Origin of the sequence: uncultured Jannaschia sp., assembly GCF_947494055.1 — a bacterium.
Lineage (GTDB): Bacteria > Pseudomonadota > Alphaproteobacteria > Rhodobacterales > Rhodobacteraceae > Jannaschia.
The window spans coordinates 203,352-217,154 of the sequence record NZ_CANLTR010000005.1 but is presented as its reverse complement, the minus strand read 5'-3'; the positions used below and the strand labels follow the sequence as shown (position 1 = coordinate 217,154).

At 68.0% G+C, this 13,803-nt stretch carries 13 protein-coding genes; 7 read left to right on the top strand and 6 right to left on the bottom strand.

Annotated elements, in window-relative coordinates:
- Nucleotides 1–3: 3 nt before the first annotated feature.
- Both Q1A87_RS07490 and puuE read right to left on the bottom strand, forming a co-directional pair.
- Nucleotides 4–498, bottom strand: coding sequence for an ureidoglycolate lyase (locus Q1A87_RS07490; protein WP_299649111.1), 495 nt, complete (start codon nucleotides 496–498; stop codon nucleotides 4–6).
- On the bottom strand, nucleotides 495–1,892 hold the full coding sequence (gene puuE / locus Q1A87_RS07485; protein ID WP_299649108.1) for an allantoinase PuuE: 1,398 nt from the start codon (nucleotides 1,890–1,892) through the stop codon (nucleotides 495–497). The genes Q1A87_RS07490 and puuE overlap by 4 nt, the downstream gene beginning before the upstream one ends.
- 102 nt (nucleotides 1,893–1,994) lie before the next feature.
- Between puuE and uraH the strand changes: the two genes are divergently transcribed.
- Nucleotides 1,995–2,345, top strand: coding sequence for a hydroxyisourate hydrolase (gene uraH / locus Q1A87_RS07480; protein WP_299649105.1), 351 nt, complete (start codon nucleotides 1,995–1,997; stop codon nucleotides 2,343–2,345).
- Between the two features lie 65 nt (nucleotides 2,346–2,410).
- Nucleotides 2,411–3,655 (top strand): urate hydroxylase PuuD, encoded by a 1,245-nt coding sequence (locus Q1A87_RS07475; protein ID WP_299649102.1) that lies wholly within the window; start codon nucleotides 2,411–2,413, stop codon nucleotides 3,653–3,655.
- A gap of 132 nt (nucleotides 3,656–3,787) precedes the next feature.
- Here the strand turns inward: Q1A87_RS07475 and Q1A87_RS07470 are convergent, their stop codons facing one another.
- The 4 genes from Q1A87_RS07470 to Q1A87_RS07455 form a co-directional block, all read right to left on the bottom strand.
- Nucleotides 3,788–5,887 carry a TRAP transporter permease gene (locus Q1A87_RS07470; RefSeq protein WP_299649099.1) on the bottom strand — a complete coding sequence of 700 codons (2,100 nt, stop codon included), beginning with the start codon at nucleotides 5,885–5,887 and terminating at the stop codon, nucleotides 3,788–3,790.
- Between the two features lie 93 nt (nucleotides 5,888–5,980).
- Nucleotides 5,981–6,997 (bottom strand): TAXI family TRAP transporter solute-binding subunit, encoded by a 1,017-nt coding sequence (locus Q1A87_RS07465; RefSeq protein WP_299649096.1) that lies wholly within the window; start codon nucleotides 6,995–6,997, stop codon nucleotides 5,981–5,983.
- A 70-nt stretch (nucleotides 6,998–7,067) separates the two neighbouring features.
- Entirely contained in the window at nucleotides 7,068–8,102 is a 1,035-nt protein-coding gene (mgrA, locus tag Q1A87_RS07460; protein ID WP_299649093.1) for an L-glyceraldehyde 3-phosphate reductase, read from the bottom strand.
- Entirely contained in the window at nucleotides 8,102–9,001 is a 900-nt protein-coding gene (locus Q1A87_RS07455; RefSeq protein ID WP_299649090.1) for a sugar kinase, read from the bottom strand. The genes mgrA and Q1A87_RS07455 overlap by 1 nt, the downstream gene beginning before the upstream one ends.
- 203 nt (nucleotides 9,002–9,204) lie before the next feature.
- Between Q1A87_RS07455 and uxaC the strand changes: the two genes are divergently transcribed.
- The 5 genes from uxaC (at nucleotide 9,205) to Q1A87_RS07430 (ending at nucleotide 13,797) form a co-directional block, all read left to right on the top strand.
- Nucleotides 9,205–10,602, top strand: coding sequence for a glucuronate isomerase (uxaC, locus tag Q1A87_RS07450; RefSeq protein WP_299649087.1), 1,398 nt, complete (start codon nucleotides 9,205–9,207; stop codon nucleotides 10,600–10,602).
- A 26-nt stretch (nucleotides 10,603–10,628) separates the two neighbouring features.
- Nucleotides 10,629–11,615: a TRAP transporter substrate-binding protein gene (locus tag Q1A87_RS07445; protein ID WP_299649084.1), complete on the top strand. Its 987-nt coding sequence runs from the start codon at nucleotides 10,629–10,631 to the stop codon at nucleotides 11,613–11,615.
- Between the two features lie 61 nt (nucleotides 11,616–11,676).
- Nucleotides 11,677–12,201, top strand: coding sequence for a TRAP transporter small permease (locus tag Q1A87_RS07440; RefSeq protein WP_299649081.1), 525 nt, complete (start codon nucleotides 11,677–11,679; stop codon nucleotides 12,199–12,201).
- Nucleotides 12,201–13,481 (top strand): TRAP transporter large permease, encoded by a 1,281-nt coding sequence (locus Q1A87_RS07435; protein ID WP_299649078.1) that lies wholly within the window; start codon nucleotides 12,201–12,203, stop codon nucleotides 13,479–13,481. Before Q1A87_RS07440 ends, Q1A87_RS07435 begins: the two co-directional genes overlap by 1 nt.
- A 10-nt stretch (nucleotides 13,482–13,491) precedes the next feature.
- Nucleotides 13,492–13,797, top strand: coding sequence for a cupin domain-containing protein (locus tag Q1A87_RS07430; RefSeq protein ID WP_299649075.1), 306 nt, complete (start codon nucleotides 13,492–13,494; stop codon nucleotides 13,795–13,797).
- The last annotated feature ends 6 nt before the right edge of the window (nucleotides 13,798–13,803 follow it).

Genomic DNA, 13,803 nt, shown 5'->3' with positions numbered 1-13,803 from the left:
CCGTCAGCCTTGATCGCGGAGCACGGTGTACGGCGCCTCGAACCAGTGTTCCTCGAGATTTTCGCCGTCACCGATCCGGTCGATGATGGAAAACAGGCCCGGCGCCACGAGCGGGGTCAAGACGCCGTGCCACGTCCCGCGCCGATAGTTCACCCCCTGGCCCGGTTCCGCCACGAAAGCGCGCGGAATGCCCGGAATCCCGGCATTGTCAGGCGCGACGATTACCAGCCACGGATTGCCATGCATCGGCACGAAGGCCTGACTGCCCGCGGGATGCCGCTCGACCATCTCAAGCCGGTACGGCAGGTCGCGCGGCACGGCGTCGAATACGCTGATCCCGGCTTGGCCGTCGGCGAAATCGAGGCGGGCGCGGTCGTGATGCCGGCCGCACATCCCCTGATTGATGATCCTGTCGGGGTCGCCCCGCGCCTCCAGCACCTCGCCGAACGGCGCGAAGGCTTCGGCGGTCAGCGGCTCGGTCCGGATCTCCCGGCTCATGGAAGCATGTCCGACAGGCGGTGCAGCGCGATGCGCTCCACCTGCCGGCAGGCCTCGGCGAACTCGGTCTCGCGGCTCTGGCCGTTGCGCCGCTCGAAAGCGGCGAGGATGCCGGCCTTGTCGTGGTCACGTACCGCGATGATGAACGGGAAGCCGTGCCGAGCGACGTAATCGGCGTTCAATCGTTCGAAGTTTGCCCGCTCCGCGTCGGTCAGCGCGTCGAGCCCGGCGCTCGCCTGCTCCGACGAACTTTCCTCGGTCAGTCGCTTCGCGGCGGCGAGCTTGCCGGCAAGGTCCGGATGCGCGGTCAGGACGCCGAGCCGCTCAGCCTCGCTTGCGCTTCGGAAGACGCGGGCCAGTGCATTGTGCAGACCGATCGCCGTGTCGTGCGGGGGGCCGAGCTCCAGCGCATGCGCCCGCTCCGCAACCCAGGGCGAATGTTCGAAGACGCCGCCAAAGCGCGCGACGAAGGTCTCGCGATCCATCTGCGAGGGTCGCTTCCGCCGGACATGCGGGTGCGTCGCCGCCCAATGCGCCGCGATCTGTTCCCGCGTGGCGAACCAGACATCGCCCCTGGCCCGGGCGTGCTCGACGAACCGCGCGAGGGCCTCCGCCCGGCCGGGCCGTCCGACGAGGCGGCAATGCAGGCCGACCGACATCATCCGCCCGCCCTCGGCGTGAAGCGTGTCGAAGGTCGCGCGGAGGTAGTCGAAGAACTGCTCCGGCGCGTTGAACCCCTGCGGCGTGGCGAAGCGCATGTCGTTGGTGTCGAGCGTATAGGGCACGATCATCTGGTCCCGATCACCGACCTCGATCCAGTAGGGAACGTCGTCGGCGTAGGTATCCGCAAGATAGGCGAATTGCCCGGTCTCGGCGGCGAGCCGGATCGTGTTGACCGAGGACCGTCCGCAGTAGAAGCCGACGGGCGCCTCGCCCACGACCTCGGAGTGCAGCCGGATCGCCTCCTCGATGGCCGCGCGCTCCGCATCCTCGGGCATGTCCTTGTGCTCGACCCAGCGCAGCCCGTGGCTCGCGATCTCCCAGCCCGCGTCCTTCATCGCCGCGACCTGCACCGGCGAGCGCGCCAGCGCGGTCGCCACGCCGTAGACCGTCACGGGCAGGTCGCGCAGCATCCGGTGCAGGCGCCAGAACCCGGCCCGCGCGCCGTATTCGTAGATCGACTCCATGTTGGCGTGCCGCTGTCCCGGCCAGGGCGCGGCGCCGACGATCTCCGACAGGAACGCCTCGGAGGCGGCATCGCCGTGGAGGACGTTGTTCTCGCCCCCCTCCTCGTAGTTCAGCACGATCTGCACCGCGATCCGCGCGCCGCCGGGCCAGTTCGCCTCGGGCGGGGTCGGGCCGTAGCCCTGCAGGTCACGGGGGTAGCGGGTCATTGGGGACTCCTCGGGGTCGCGTCGGACCCTTCTCGCCATTTGCCGGCTTCCCCTGCAACCTCCGACGTCGCATCCTGCGGCCGAACGCTGACGGAGACGCAAATGGCCGGCTACCTTACCACCCACGTCCTCGACACCGCGCAGGGGCATCCCGCCCACGGAATGGCCATCACGCTGTGGCGGGTGGCCGGCGAGGCGCGTGACTTGCTGGCGGAAGCCGTCACCAACGCCGACGGTCGCACCGACGCGCCGATCATGCCCGAGGACGCCTTCCGCATCGGCAGCTACGAGCTCGTGTTCCAGGCCGGAGACTATTTCCGCGCGCAGGGCTTCCGGGACGACCCGCTGTTCCTCGAGCGCATCCCGATCCGCTTCGGCATGAACGAGGCGGTCCATTATCACGTCCCTCTCCTGCTCTCTCCCTTCGGCTACTCGACCTACCGGGGCAGCTGACGCCTTGCCCGCCGCGCCGCAGCGCGCGAAACAGGAACCGCCCCCATGATCCGAAGGAGCCGCGCATGTACGACCTCGCCATCATGTGGGACTGGCTCGCCTTCGCGGTCCGCTGGACGCATGTCATCGTCGCGATCGCGTGGATCGGGTCGTCCTTCTACTTCATCGCGCTCGACCTCGGCTTGAACCGCAACGTGCCCGGCCCCGCCGATGGAGAGGAATGGCAGGTTCATGGCGGCGGCTTCTACCATATCCAGAAGTACCTCGTCGCGCCGGGGTCGATGCCCGACCACCTGACCTGGTTCAAATGGGAGAGCTACACGACCTGGCTTTCGGGCGCCGCCCTTTTGGCAGTCGTCTACTGGGCGGGGGCGGAGCTGTTCCTGATCGACCCGTCGAAGCTCGAACTCGCCGTCTGGCAGGCGGTCCTGCTCTCGGCCGCGTTCATCGCGGCGGGCTGGATCGGTTACGACCTTCTCTGCAAGTCGCCGCTGGCGTCGCGGCCGACGCTGGTGATGCTGGTCCTCTTCGCGGGCATCGTCGCGGTGAGCTGGCTTCTGAACCAGGTCTTCACCGGACGCGCCGCGCTCCTCCATCTCGGCGCGATGACGGCGACGATCATGACGGCCAACGTCTTCTTCATCATCATGCCGAACCAGCGCATCGTGGTGGACGACCTCAAGGCGGGACGGACGCCGGACGCGAAATACGGCAAGATCGCCAAGCTACGCTCCACCCACAACAACTACCTGACCCTGCCGGTCCTGTTCCTGATGCTGTCGAACCATTACCCGCTGGCCTTCGGCACGCAGCACGCTTGGATCATCGCGGCGCTCGTCTTCCTGCTCGGCGTCACGATCCGGCATTACTTCAACACGCTGCACGCGACCGGATCCGGTCCCGTCTGGACCTGGGGCGCGACGGCAGTCCTCTTCGTGGTGATCGCCTGGCTCTCCACCGCGTCCTCCTGGGACGGGGATTACGAGGCGCTGGAAGAGGCGGGGATGACGGCCTACGAGACGCGCTTCGCCGAGGCCGAGGGGTTCGAGGAGGTCGCGAGCATCGTGCAGGGCCGATGCTCCATGTGCCACGCGCGGGAGCCGAACTGGGACGGTATCCGCTGGGCGCCGAAGGGCGTGCATCTGGAGAACACCGCCGACATCGCCCACGAGGCGCGGCAGATCTACCTGCAGGCAGGCGTCACGCACGCCATGCCGCCGGGCAACCTGACCGGGATCACGCAGGCGGAACGCGCCGCCATCGTGGGGTGGTATCGGGGTGCCGGAACGGAGGTCGCTCGGGCCGATTGAAGCTCGACCGGGATAAGCTATGCGGTAAGGGCAGTCCCCGGCCGCGGGTGGGGGCAGCCCCCCCTGCCGATGGAGGCCGGGGAGCTGCCCGACGTCACGCCGGGCCTTGCGGCCAGAGAGGCACCTGCGTCCTCAAGCCGGCGCCGGCGAGGACGATCCGCCGACGAAACCACGGATCAGGACCGGCACGCAAAGCGCCGCCGCGATCAGTGTCGTGACGAGGTCCGGCGCCACGAAGAGGAGCGCGGCCACCGCGAGGAGCGACCGCTCCCACGCGCGCAAGGGTTGCGTCAGGTAGCCGGAGAACGCTGCCGACAGCGCAGTGATCCCGAGCATCGCGCCGGACAGGGCGAGGATGAAGGACGGCCAGGTGAACCCCTGCGTCACCAGCAGAAGCGAAGGTGAGAACACGAACACGAAGGGCACGAGCGCCTTGCCCATCGAGAGGCGGAACGCCGTGTTGCCCGCCTTGAACGCGTTCGCCCCCGCGATCCCGGCGGCGGCATAGGCGGCCAGCGCCACGGGTGGCGTCACGTCGGCCAGCACGCCGTAGTAGAACACGAAGAAATGCGCCACGATCGGCTCCACCCCGAGCGCCCCGAGGATCGGGGCCGCGATGGCGATCATGATCAGGTAGTTCGCCGTCGTCGGGATGCCGCAGCCCATGAGGATGCAGACCACCGCCGTCATCATCAGCGTGAAGAGGAGCGTCAGCGTGCCGACGTCCATCGCGCCGAACGGGATGTAGGGCGCGACCGTCTCCGCCCAGCCGCCAGCGGTGGAGGTGACGAGGAACACGATCTTGAACCCCACGCCCGTCAGCGTCACCACGCCGATCACCACGCCCACCAGCGCGGCGGCCACCGTGACCGAGAGCGAGTACTTCGCGCCCATCACGAAGCCGTCGAAGATATCGGTCGCCGTCGCCCGCAACGCGTCGACGAAGCCACGCGCCATCAGGTTCTGCACCACCATCACGGCGATGCAGGTGGTGATGCCCCAGAACGCCGCCGAATAGGGCGTCCGCCCCGATAGCAGGATCGCGACCAGCACGATCAGCGGGAAGATCGTCAGCCAGTTTGCCTTGAACACCTTCCAGGCATCCGGCAGCTCCTCCTTCGTCAGCCCGCGCAGGCCGAGGCGCTTGGCCTCCATGTGGACCTGCACCAGTACGCCGAAGAAATGCATGAAGGCCGGCACCAGCGCCGCGGTCAGGATCGTCGTCAGCGGCACTTCGAGGTATTCGATCATCAGGAACGCCACCGCCCCCATGACCGGCGGCGTGATCTGTCCACCCGTCGACGACGCCGCCTCGACCGCCGCCGCGAAGTGGCGCCGGTAGCCGATCTTGATCATCGCCGGGATGGTGAGGGAGCCGGTCGTGACCGTGTTGGCGATGGAGGAGCCCGAGATCGAGCCGAGCATCGCCGAGGACAGGACCGAGACCTTGGCCGGCCCGCCCGCGTAACGGCCAGCAAGCGCGGAGGCGAGGTCGATGAAGAGCTGGCCCAGCCCGATCCGCGTCGCCAGCACCCCGAACAGGACGAAATGGAACACGTAGGTCGCGATCACGCCCAGCGCGGTGCCGTAGATGCCCTGGCTCGTCAGGTAGAGGTGATTGACGAGGCTCGCCCAGGACGCGCCCGGATGTTGCAGGATGCCGGGCATGGACTGGCCGAAATAGGCGTAGGCCATGAACAGGATGGCGATGACCGGCAGCGGCCAGCCCATCGCCCGCCGCGTCGCCTCCAGCAGACAGAGGATGAGGATCGTTCCCATCGCGACGTCGACGGGCGTCGGGTTGCCGACGCGCATGGCCAACGTGTCGAAGATCCACGGCACGTACATCGCGGAGACAACGCCGCCGATCAGGAACGCCCAGTCGAGAAGCGGCAGGCCCAGCGGTCTCAGCCAGCCTTGCTCGGCGGGGTCGGTGGAGACGCGGCCGGAGAAGGCGAAGACCGCGAAGACCAAACCGAGCGTGAAGGCGAGGTGCAGGCCGTTATGCGTCGTCTGCTGCAGGATGCCGAAGCCGGCGGTGTAGTAGTGGAAGCAGGACAGCACGAAGAGCGCGATCGAGGAGGCGATGAGCACCGGCCGCGTCAGCGGGCGGAACCGGACCTCGCTGTCGAACTTCTCCTCCAGCGCCCGCTGTTCCGCCTCGGTCAATGCCGCGGCGCCCTCGCTCGCGGCGACGCCGCCTGCCGGGCCGGCCTTCGGATCGTTCGTCATGTCCGTCGCTCCCCCTTGGAGGACGGGGCGGATCGTTGCCGCCCCGTCTGGTCTTGATGCGACCCCGAACCGGAATCGCGGATGGTCAGGCCATCACTCGATCAGGCCGGCCTCGCGGTAGAAGCGCTCCGCGCCCGGATGCAGCGGGATGCCGACACCGTCGAGCGCCGTGTCCGACGTGATCGAGGCGCCCTTGGCGTGACCGCCATCGAGCAACGCGCGGGTGTTGTCGTTCCACAGCGCCTTGGTGATCTCGTAGATCAGCTCTTCGGGCTGGTCCGCAGAGGTGACCCATTGCGCGCCCACGCTGATCGTCGTGACGTCCTCCTCCTGCCCCTCGTAGGTGCCGGCGGGAATCAGGTCCTCGGCGAAGAACTCGTAGTTGCTCAGGATGCCCGCAGCCGCGTCGCCATCGATGGGAATGACGCGGATGTCCTCCTGCGAGGCCAGCTCCGCGATGGCGCCGGCGGGGAAGCCGCCCACGAAGAAGAACGCGTCCATCGCGCCGTCGCGCATCCGGTCGGCGGCCTGGTCGGGCTTGAGGTACTCCGCCTCGACGTCGTCCTCGCTGAGGCCGGCGGATTCGAGGATGATCCGCGCATCGACCAGCGTGCCGGAGCCCGGTTCGTCGAGCGAGACCTGCTTGCCGGCGAGATCCGCGACACTCTCGATCCCGCTGTCGGCGGAGGCGATGAGGTGGATCGATTCCGGATACAGGTTGGCGATGGCGCGCAGCGACTCGACCGGCTCCTGATCCTCCCAGATGCCGGTGCCGGTATAGGCCCAGGTGGCGACGTCGGACTGCGCGAAGCCGCTTTCGATCGTGCCGCCGGCAATGCCGTTCACGTTCGCGACCGAGCCGTTCGCCGACATCGCGGTGGCGATCAGGCCGGGCGCGCCGCAGGCGCCGCCTTCCTCGCAGGGACGGCTGCCCGGCGGGGCGGAGATGGCGTTCGCGATCAGGCCGCCGATCGGAAAGTAGGTGCCCGAGGTGCCTCCCGTCGCGATGCGGAAGAAGGACGGGGCCTGCGCCGCGGCCGATCCGGCGATCAGGACCGCCGCGGCGAAGGTGCCGGCCGCCTTCAGAAAGGTGCGTTTCGTCTGTGTCATTCAGTTCTCTCCCGTTTGTGCGCCACAGGGTTGTTGAACCGCGCCGGCGATGCAAGGAGAGAACGCGAATTCACGTCTCCGCGTGCGAGGACCGGGCCCAGAGGTTGATATCCGCGTCGAGCGCGTAATGATCGATCTCGGCCAGTTCCGCCTCGGTGAAGTCGAGGTTCCGGGTGGCGCCGACGCACTCGGCGATCTGCTCCGGCCGGCTCGCCCCGATCAGCGCCGTGGTGATCCCTTCGTCGCGCAGCACCCAGGCGATCGCCATCTGCGCCAGCGTCTGTCCCCGCCGCTCCGCCACGTCGTTCAGCGCGCGGATGCGCTGCACCGTCTCCTCGGTGATCTTGCCGGAATCGAGCGACTTGCCCTGCGCCGCGCGGCTCTCCTCGGGGATGCCGTTCAGGTATTTGGTCGTCAGCATTCCCTGTGCCAGCGGCGTGAAGGCGATGGAGCCGACGCCGAGTTCCTGGAGCGTGTCCTTGACCCCGTCGGTCTCGATCCAGCGGTTGAACAGGTTGTAGGCCGGCTGATGGATGAGGCAGGGCGTGCCCATCTCCTTCAGGATGCGGACCGCCTCGCGCGTCGGACCGTCGTTGTAGCTGCTGATGCCGACATAGAGCGCCCGGCCTGAGCGGACGATGTGGTCGAGCGCGCCCATCGTCTCCTCGATCGGCGTATGCGGGTCGAAGCGATGCGAATAGAAAATATCGACGTAGTCGAGCCCCATCCGCTTCAGCGACGCATCGCAGGAGGAGATCAGGTACTTGCGGGAGCCGAACTCACCGTAGGGGCCCGGATGCATGAGGTAGCCGGCCTTCGAGGAGATCACCATCTCGTCACGGTAGCCGGAGAAGTCGGACTTGAGGATGCGCCCGAAGGCCGCCTCGGCGCTGCCGCCCGGCGGCCCGTAATTGTTGGCGAGATCGAAATGCGTGATGCCGTGGTCGAAGGCCGTGCGCAGCATGGCCCGCTTACGCTCCTCCGGCGTGTCGTCCCCGAAATTGTGCCACAGCCCGAGCGAGATCGCCGGCAGAAGCAGTCCCGACCGTCCGCAGCGGCGGTAGGGCATCGTGTCGTAGCGGGTCTCGGCGGGCGTATAGGTCATCACATGTCCTCCAGATGAACGAGCGCACCGCGCTCGGATATGACGCGTGCCGCGAGCGCACACCCGGCGGCGATGGCCGTGGCCTCGCCCTGTCCGTCGAGGCGGGCCGCCAGGTAGGCGGCGTTGAAGCTGTCTCCGGCGGCGGTCGAGTCCACGACACGGGGCAGCGGCTCGGGCTCGAAGCGCCCGGTCGTCCCGCCCTCGGCATGCAGGATCGGGCCGTCGCCGTTCTTGACCACGACCGTCCCCGCGCCCTGGCCCAGGTATCGGTCGCGCGTGGCCGCCGGGTCTGCGTCGCCGAAATGGGACGCCTCGTCGTCGTGGCTGGGCAACGTGATGTCGCAGAGCGCGGCGGCCTCCATGACTGCCGCGCACATCGTGGCCGTATCGGGCCAGAGCCGCAGCCTGAGGTTCGGATCGAAGGCGACCTTTGCCCCCGCCCCCCGGGCACGGCGCAGCGCCTCCATCAGATGCGCGCGCCCCTCGCCCTCGAGGATCGCGAGCGTGATGCCCGACAGGTAGACGAGGTCGGCCCCGGCGAACGCCGCGTCGAGCCGCATCGGGTCCTCCGCGAGCCGGCGCGCCGCCGATTGCCCCCGCCAGTAGGAGAAGCTCCGCTCCCCGTCCTTCAGCGTGATGAGATAGAGCCCGACGGTCCGCTCCGCGTCGCGGATGACGTGTTCCGTCCCGATCCCCGAATCCCGCAGGAACGTCAGCACGCTGTCCGACATCGCGTCCGAGCCGAGCGCGGTGACGTAGTCGATCTGCCATTCCGGGCGGAGCCGCGCGAGATACCATGCGGTGTTGAGCGTATCCCCCGCATAGCCGAGCCGGTAGGTCGCGGGGGCATCGAGCGGGGCCAGTTCGGCCATGCATTCTCCGACGGAGACGATCCTCATCTGCGTTCCCCCATGTCGTACGCTCCCCGGACTGCCATTCACGCCCTTGCCTTCCATACCCGTGTCCGTACCGCCAGCGGCGACCGGAAACAGAGTGTCGCGACGTTGCCGCCACGACGTGATTTGACATCTGGTATTCTACCATATTACCGAGACGCAACACGGAGGCCGTCGTTCGGCCGACGCGACGAGGGGGGACATTGATGGCACGACTCGATCCCGACCGTCTGTTCCCGACAGACGATCGCACCCGTGGCCTGGCCCGGGATCTCTACGACCGGATCCACGCGCTGCCGATCATCAGCCCGCACGGCCATTGCGACCCGGCCTGGTTCGCCGAGGACGCGCCCTTCCCCGATCCCGCCCGCCTGTTCGTGACGCCGGACCATTACGTGTTCCGGATGCTGTTCTCGCAGGGCGTCCCGCTCGAGAGCCTGGGCATCGCCCGTCGCGACGGGGGCGAGGTGGAGACCGACGGCCGCGCGATCTGGCGGGTCTTCGCGTCGCACTGGCACCTGTTCCGCGCCACGCCGTCGCAGATGTGGGTCGAGCACGCGCTCGAGGACGTGTTCGGCTGGGAGGAGACGCTTTCGGCCGAGACGGCGGATGCCGCCTACGACCACATCGCCGCCAAGCTGGCCGATCCGGCCTTCCGGCCCCGCGCCCTCTTCGACCGGTTCGGGATCGAGGTGCTGGCGACGACGGACTCCGCGCTCGACCCGCTCGCGCACCACGAGACGATCCGCGCCGCAGACTGGTACGGGCGCATCGTTCCGACCTACCGCCCCGACGCGACCGTCGATCCCGAGGCGCAGGGCTTCGCCGCCAACGTCGCCCGGCTGGGCGAGATCACCGGCGAGGACACGACCACCTGGACGGGCTATCTGGCCGCGCACCGAAAGCGTCGTGCCGATTTCATCGCCCTCGGCGCCACCGCAACCGATCACGGCCACCCGACCGCGCGGACGGCCGATCTCGACGATCCCGCCGCGCTCTTCGCCCGCGTCCTCGCCGGTGCGACGCCAGACGATGCAGAGACGTTCCGCGCGCAGATGCTGACCGAGATGGCGCGGATGTCCCTCGACGACGGGCTGGTGATGCAGATCCACGCCGGCGCGTCGCGCAACCATTCGCCTGCGATGCACGCGCTGTTCGGCCCCGACAAGGGCTTCGACATCCCCGCGCGTACCGACTACGTGAGCGTGCTCAAGCCGCTCCTCGACGCGCACGGTACCGATCCGCGGCTCCGCATCATCCTCTTCACGCTGGACGAGACGGTCTACAGCCGTGAACTCGCGCCGATGGCGGGGGTCTACCCGTCGTTGCTGCTCGGGCCCGCCTGGTGGTTCTTCGACAGCCCCGAGGGAATGCGCCGCTACCGCGAGGCGGTGACCGAGACCGCCGGTTTCTACAACACGGCCGGGTTCAACGACGACACCCGTGCCTTCTGCTCGATCCCCGCGCGCCACGACGTCGCGCGGCGGGTCGACTGCGCCCATCTCGCCACCCTCGTCGCAACCGGACGGCTGAGCCGGCCGGACGCGGAAGAGGTGGCCGAGGACCTGGCCTACCGGCTCGCCAAGAAGGCCTACCGGCTCTGACACGATACCAAAGGGAGAACCACCACATGAAACTGACGAGAACCCTGACCGCGGCCCTGCTGGCCAGCGCGGCGCTGACCGGCGCGGCCTTCGCGCAGCAATGCGAGACGACCCTGCGCTCCTCCGACACCCACCCCGAGGGCTACCCCACGGTTGTGGCCGTCGAGCGGATGGGCGAGATGGTCGAGGAGCGCACCGACGGACGCATCTGCATCGAGGTGTTCCACTCCGCCCAGCTCGGCGAGGAGAAGGACACGATCGAGCAGACGCAGTTCGGCGTGATCGACCTCAACCGCGTCTCGATGGGGCCGTTCAACAACATCGTCGAGGAGACGCAGGTCGTCTCGCTGCCCTACATCTTCCGCTCGGTCGAGCACATGCACAACGTCATGGACGGCCCGATCGGCGACGAGATCCTGGCCGCGTTCGAGGCGCACGACCTCGTCGGGCTGGCCTTCTACGACGGCGGCTCGCGCAGCTTCTACAATTCCGAGAAGCCGATTCAGTCGATGGAAGACCTGCAGGGCATGAAGTTCCGCGTCATGCAATCCGACATCTTCGTCGACATGGTCTCCGCCCTCGGCGCGAACGCGACGCCGATGCCCTATGGCGAGGTCTATTCCTCGATCCAGACCGGCGTGATCGACGGCGCCGAGAACAACTGGCCCTCCTACGACAGCTCGGGCCATTTCGAGGTCGCGCAATACTACACGCTGGACGAGCACCTGATCGTGCCGGAAGTCCTGGTGATGGCGAAGTCGAGCTGGGATTCCCTTTCCCCCGAGGATCAGGAAATCGTGCGCCAGGCCGCCAAGGACAGCGTCCCGGTCATGCGCGAGCTCTGGGCCGAGCGCGAGGCCGAGTCCGAGCAGAAGGTCCGCGACGCGGGCGTCGAGATCATCAAGGACATCGACAAGACCCCGTTCATCGAGGCGATGGTCCCGGTCTACGAGAAGTACGTCACGTCCGACAAGCTGAAGGACCTCGTCGAGCGCGTCCAGGCGACCGAGTGATCCGTCCGCATCCCCCGGCCGCCGCGCCGGGGGATGCCCCCACGCTGCGAAAGCAACCACCTTGTCCCCATCCGCTCTGCAAAGCGTAGCCCGCGCGACCGGCCTCCTGGCCCGCATCGCGCTCTGGGTCGCGGCCATCGGGCTTGTCGCCATGACGGCGATGATCGCCTGCCAGGTCTTCTGGCGCTACGTCCTCAACGACAGCATCATCTGGACCGAGCCGGCCTCCGTCATGGTGATGGGCTGGTTCATCTTCTTGGGCGCCGCCGTGGGCATCCGCGAGGGCTACCACCTGAGCTTCGATGTGCTGCTCTACTTCCTGCCCGACAGCGTGGTGCCCTGGCTGCATTCGCTCTCCGACATCGCGGTCGGCGCGTTCGGGCTCGGCATGATCTGGTTCGGCACCGAGCTTGCCGTGAAGACCGGCGGCAACATGATCCCGTCGCTCGGCATCTCGGGCGCGTTCGACTTCCTTCCCATCGTCGCGGGCGGCGTGCTGGTCGTCCTGTTCTCCGCCGAGCGGATCGTGCGCCGCGCCGCAGGGCTCCAGACGGCCCGGTTCGGCGAGGAGGCGGAGATCGACTGATGGAACTCTGGGTCCTGTTCGGAACGTTCACGTTCCTTCTCCTCATCGGCACGCCCGTCGCCTTCTGCCTCGGCGTCTCGAGCTTCGCGACGATCGCCTATCTGGGCCTGCCGCCCGTCGTCGTGTTCCAGCGGCTCAACTCGGGCGTCAGCGTCTTCGCGCTGATGGCGATCCCGTTCTTCATCTACGCCGGCGACCTGATGGTGCGCGGCGACATCGCCCGCCGCCTGGTGGCGCTCGCCGGGGCCTTCGTCGGGCATTTCCGCGGCGGCCTCGGGCAGGTGAACGTCCTGTCCTCGGTCATGTTCGGCGGCGTCTCGGGCTCGGCCGCAGCCGACGCCTCCGCGGTCGGCGGCCTGATGGTGCCGCAGATGAAGGAGCGCGGCTACGACGTGGACTACGCGGTCAACATCACCGTCGTTTCCTCGATCATCGCGCTGCTGCTGCCGCCGTCGCACAACATGATCATCTACTCGATCGCCGCGGGCGGGCGGATCTCTATCGCCGACCTCTTCACCGCGGGCATTTTGCCGGGCTTCCTGCTGGCCTTCGCGCTGATGGTCACCTCCTGGTACGTGGCCATGCGCAAGGGCTATCCGGTCCAGCCCTTCCAGGGCTTCCGCATGATCGGCACGCTCTTCGTCTCGGCGGCCCCCGGACTGATCCTCGTCGCGATCATCTTCGGCGGGGTGCGGTCGGGCATCTTCACCGCCTCGGAATCCTCGAACATCGCCGTCGTCTATGCGCTGTTCGTGACCTTCTTCGTCTATCGCACGCTCAGCTTCGAGGACTTCAAGGCGGCCACCTTCGCGGCCGTCCGGACCACCGCGATGGTCCTCCTCGTCATCGGCTCGGCCGCGGCGTTCGGCTGGCTTCTGGCCTATACCCGGGTGCCGGCCTCGATGGTGGCGCTCCTGCAGGGCGTCTCGGACAACCCGATCGTCATCCTCCTGCTGCTGAACGTCGTCCTGCTGATCCTCGGCACGTTCATGGACATGTCGCCGCTGATCGTCATCACCACGCCTATCTTCCTGCCGGTCGCCACGGCCTTCGGTGTCGATCCGGTCCATTTCGGCGTAATCCTGATCCTGAACCTCGGCATCGGCCTCTGCACGCCGCCGGTGGGCGCCGTCCTGTTCGTGGGCTGTGCCGTCGGCCGCATCCCGATCTGGGACGCGGTGCGCACGATCTGGCCGTTCTACGGGGCAGCGGTCGCGGTGCTTCTGGCCGTCACCTACATCCCGGGGCTGTCGCTCTGGTTGCCGCAACTCTTCCAGTAAGGAGGCCGCGATGCCCTTCCCCGAAGTCGACGCCGATCCCGGCGTCCGCCGTCAGGTCCTCGCCGACGCGCCCGAACTGATGGTCGTGGCGTTCCGCTTCGCGGCAGGCGCCGAGGGCAAGCTCCACAACCACCCCCACGTGCAGTCCACCTTCGTCCAATCCGGCCGCTTCCGCTTCACCGTCGCAGGCGAGACGCGGGAGTTTGGCCCGGGCGACAGCCTCGTCGTGCCCTCGGACGCCGTACATGGCTGCACCTGCCTCGAGGCGGGCACGCTCATCGACAACTTCACGCCCCGCCGCGACGACTTCCTCTGAAAGGCC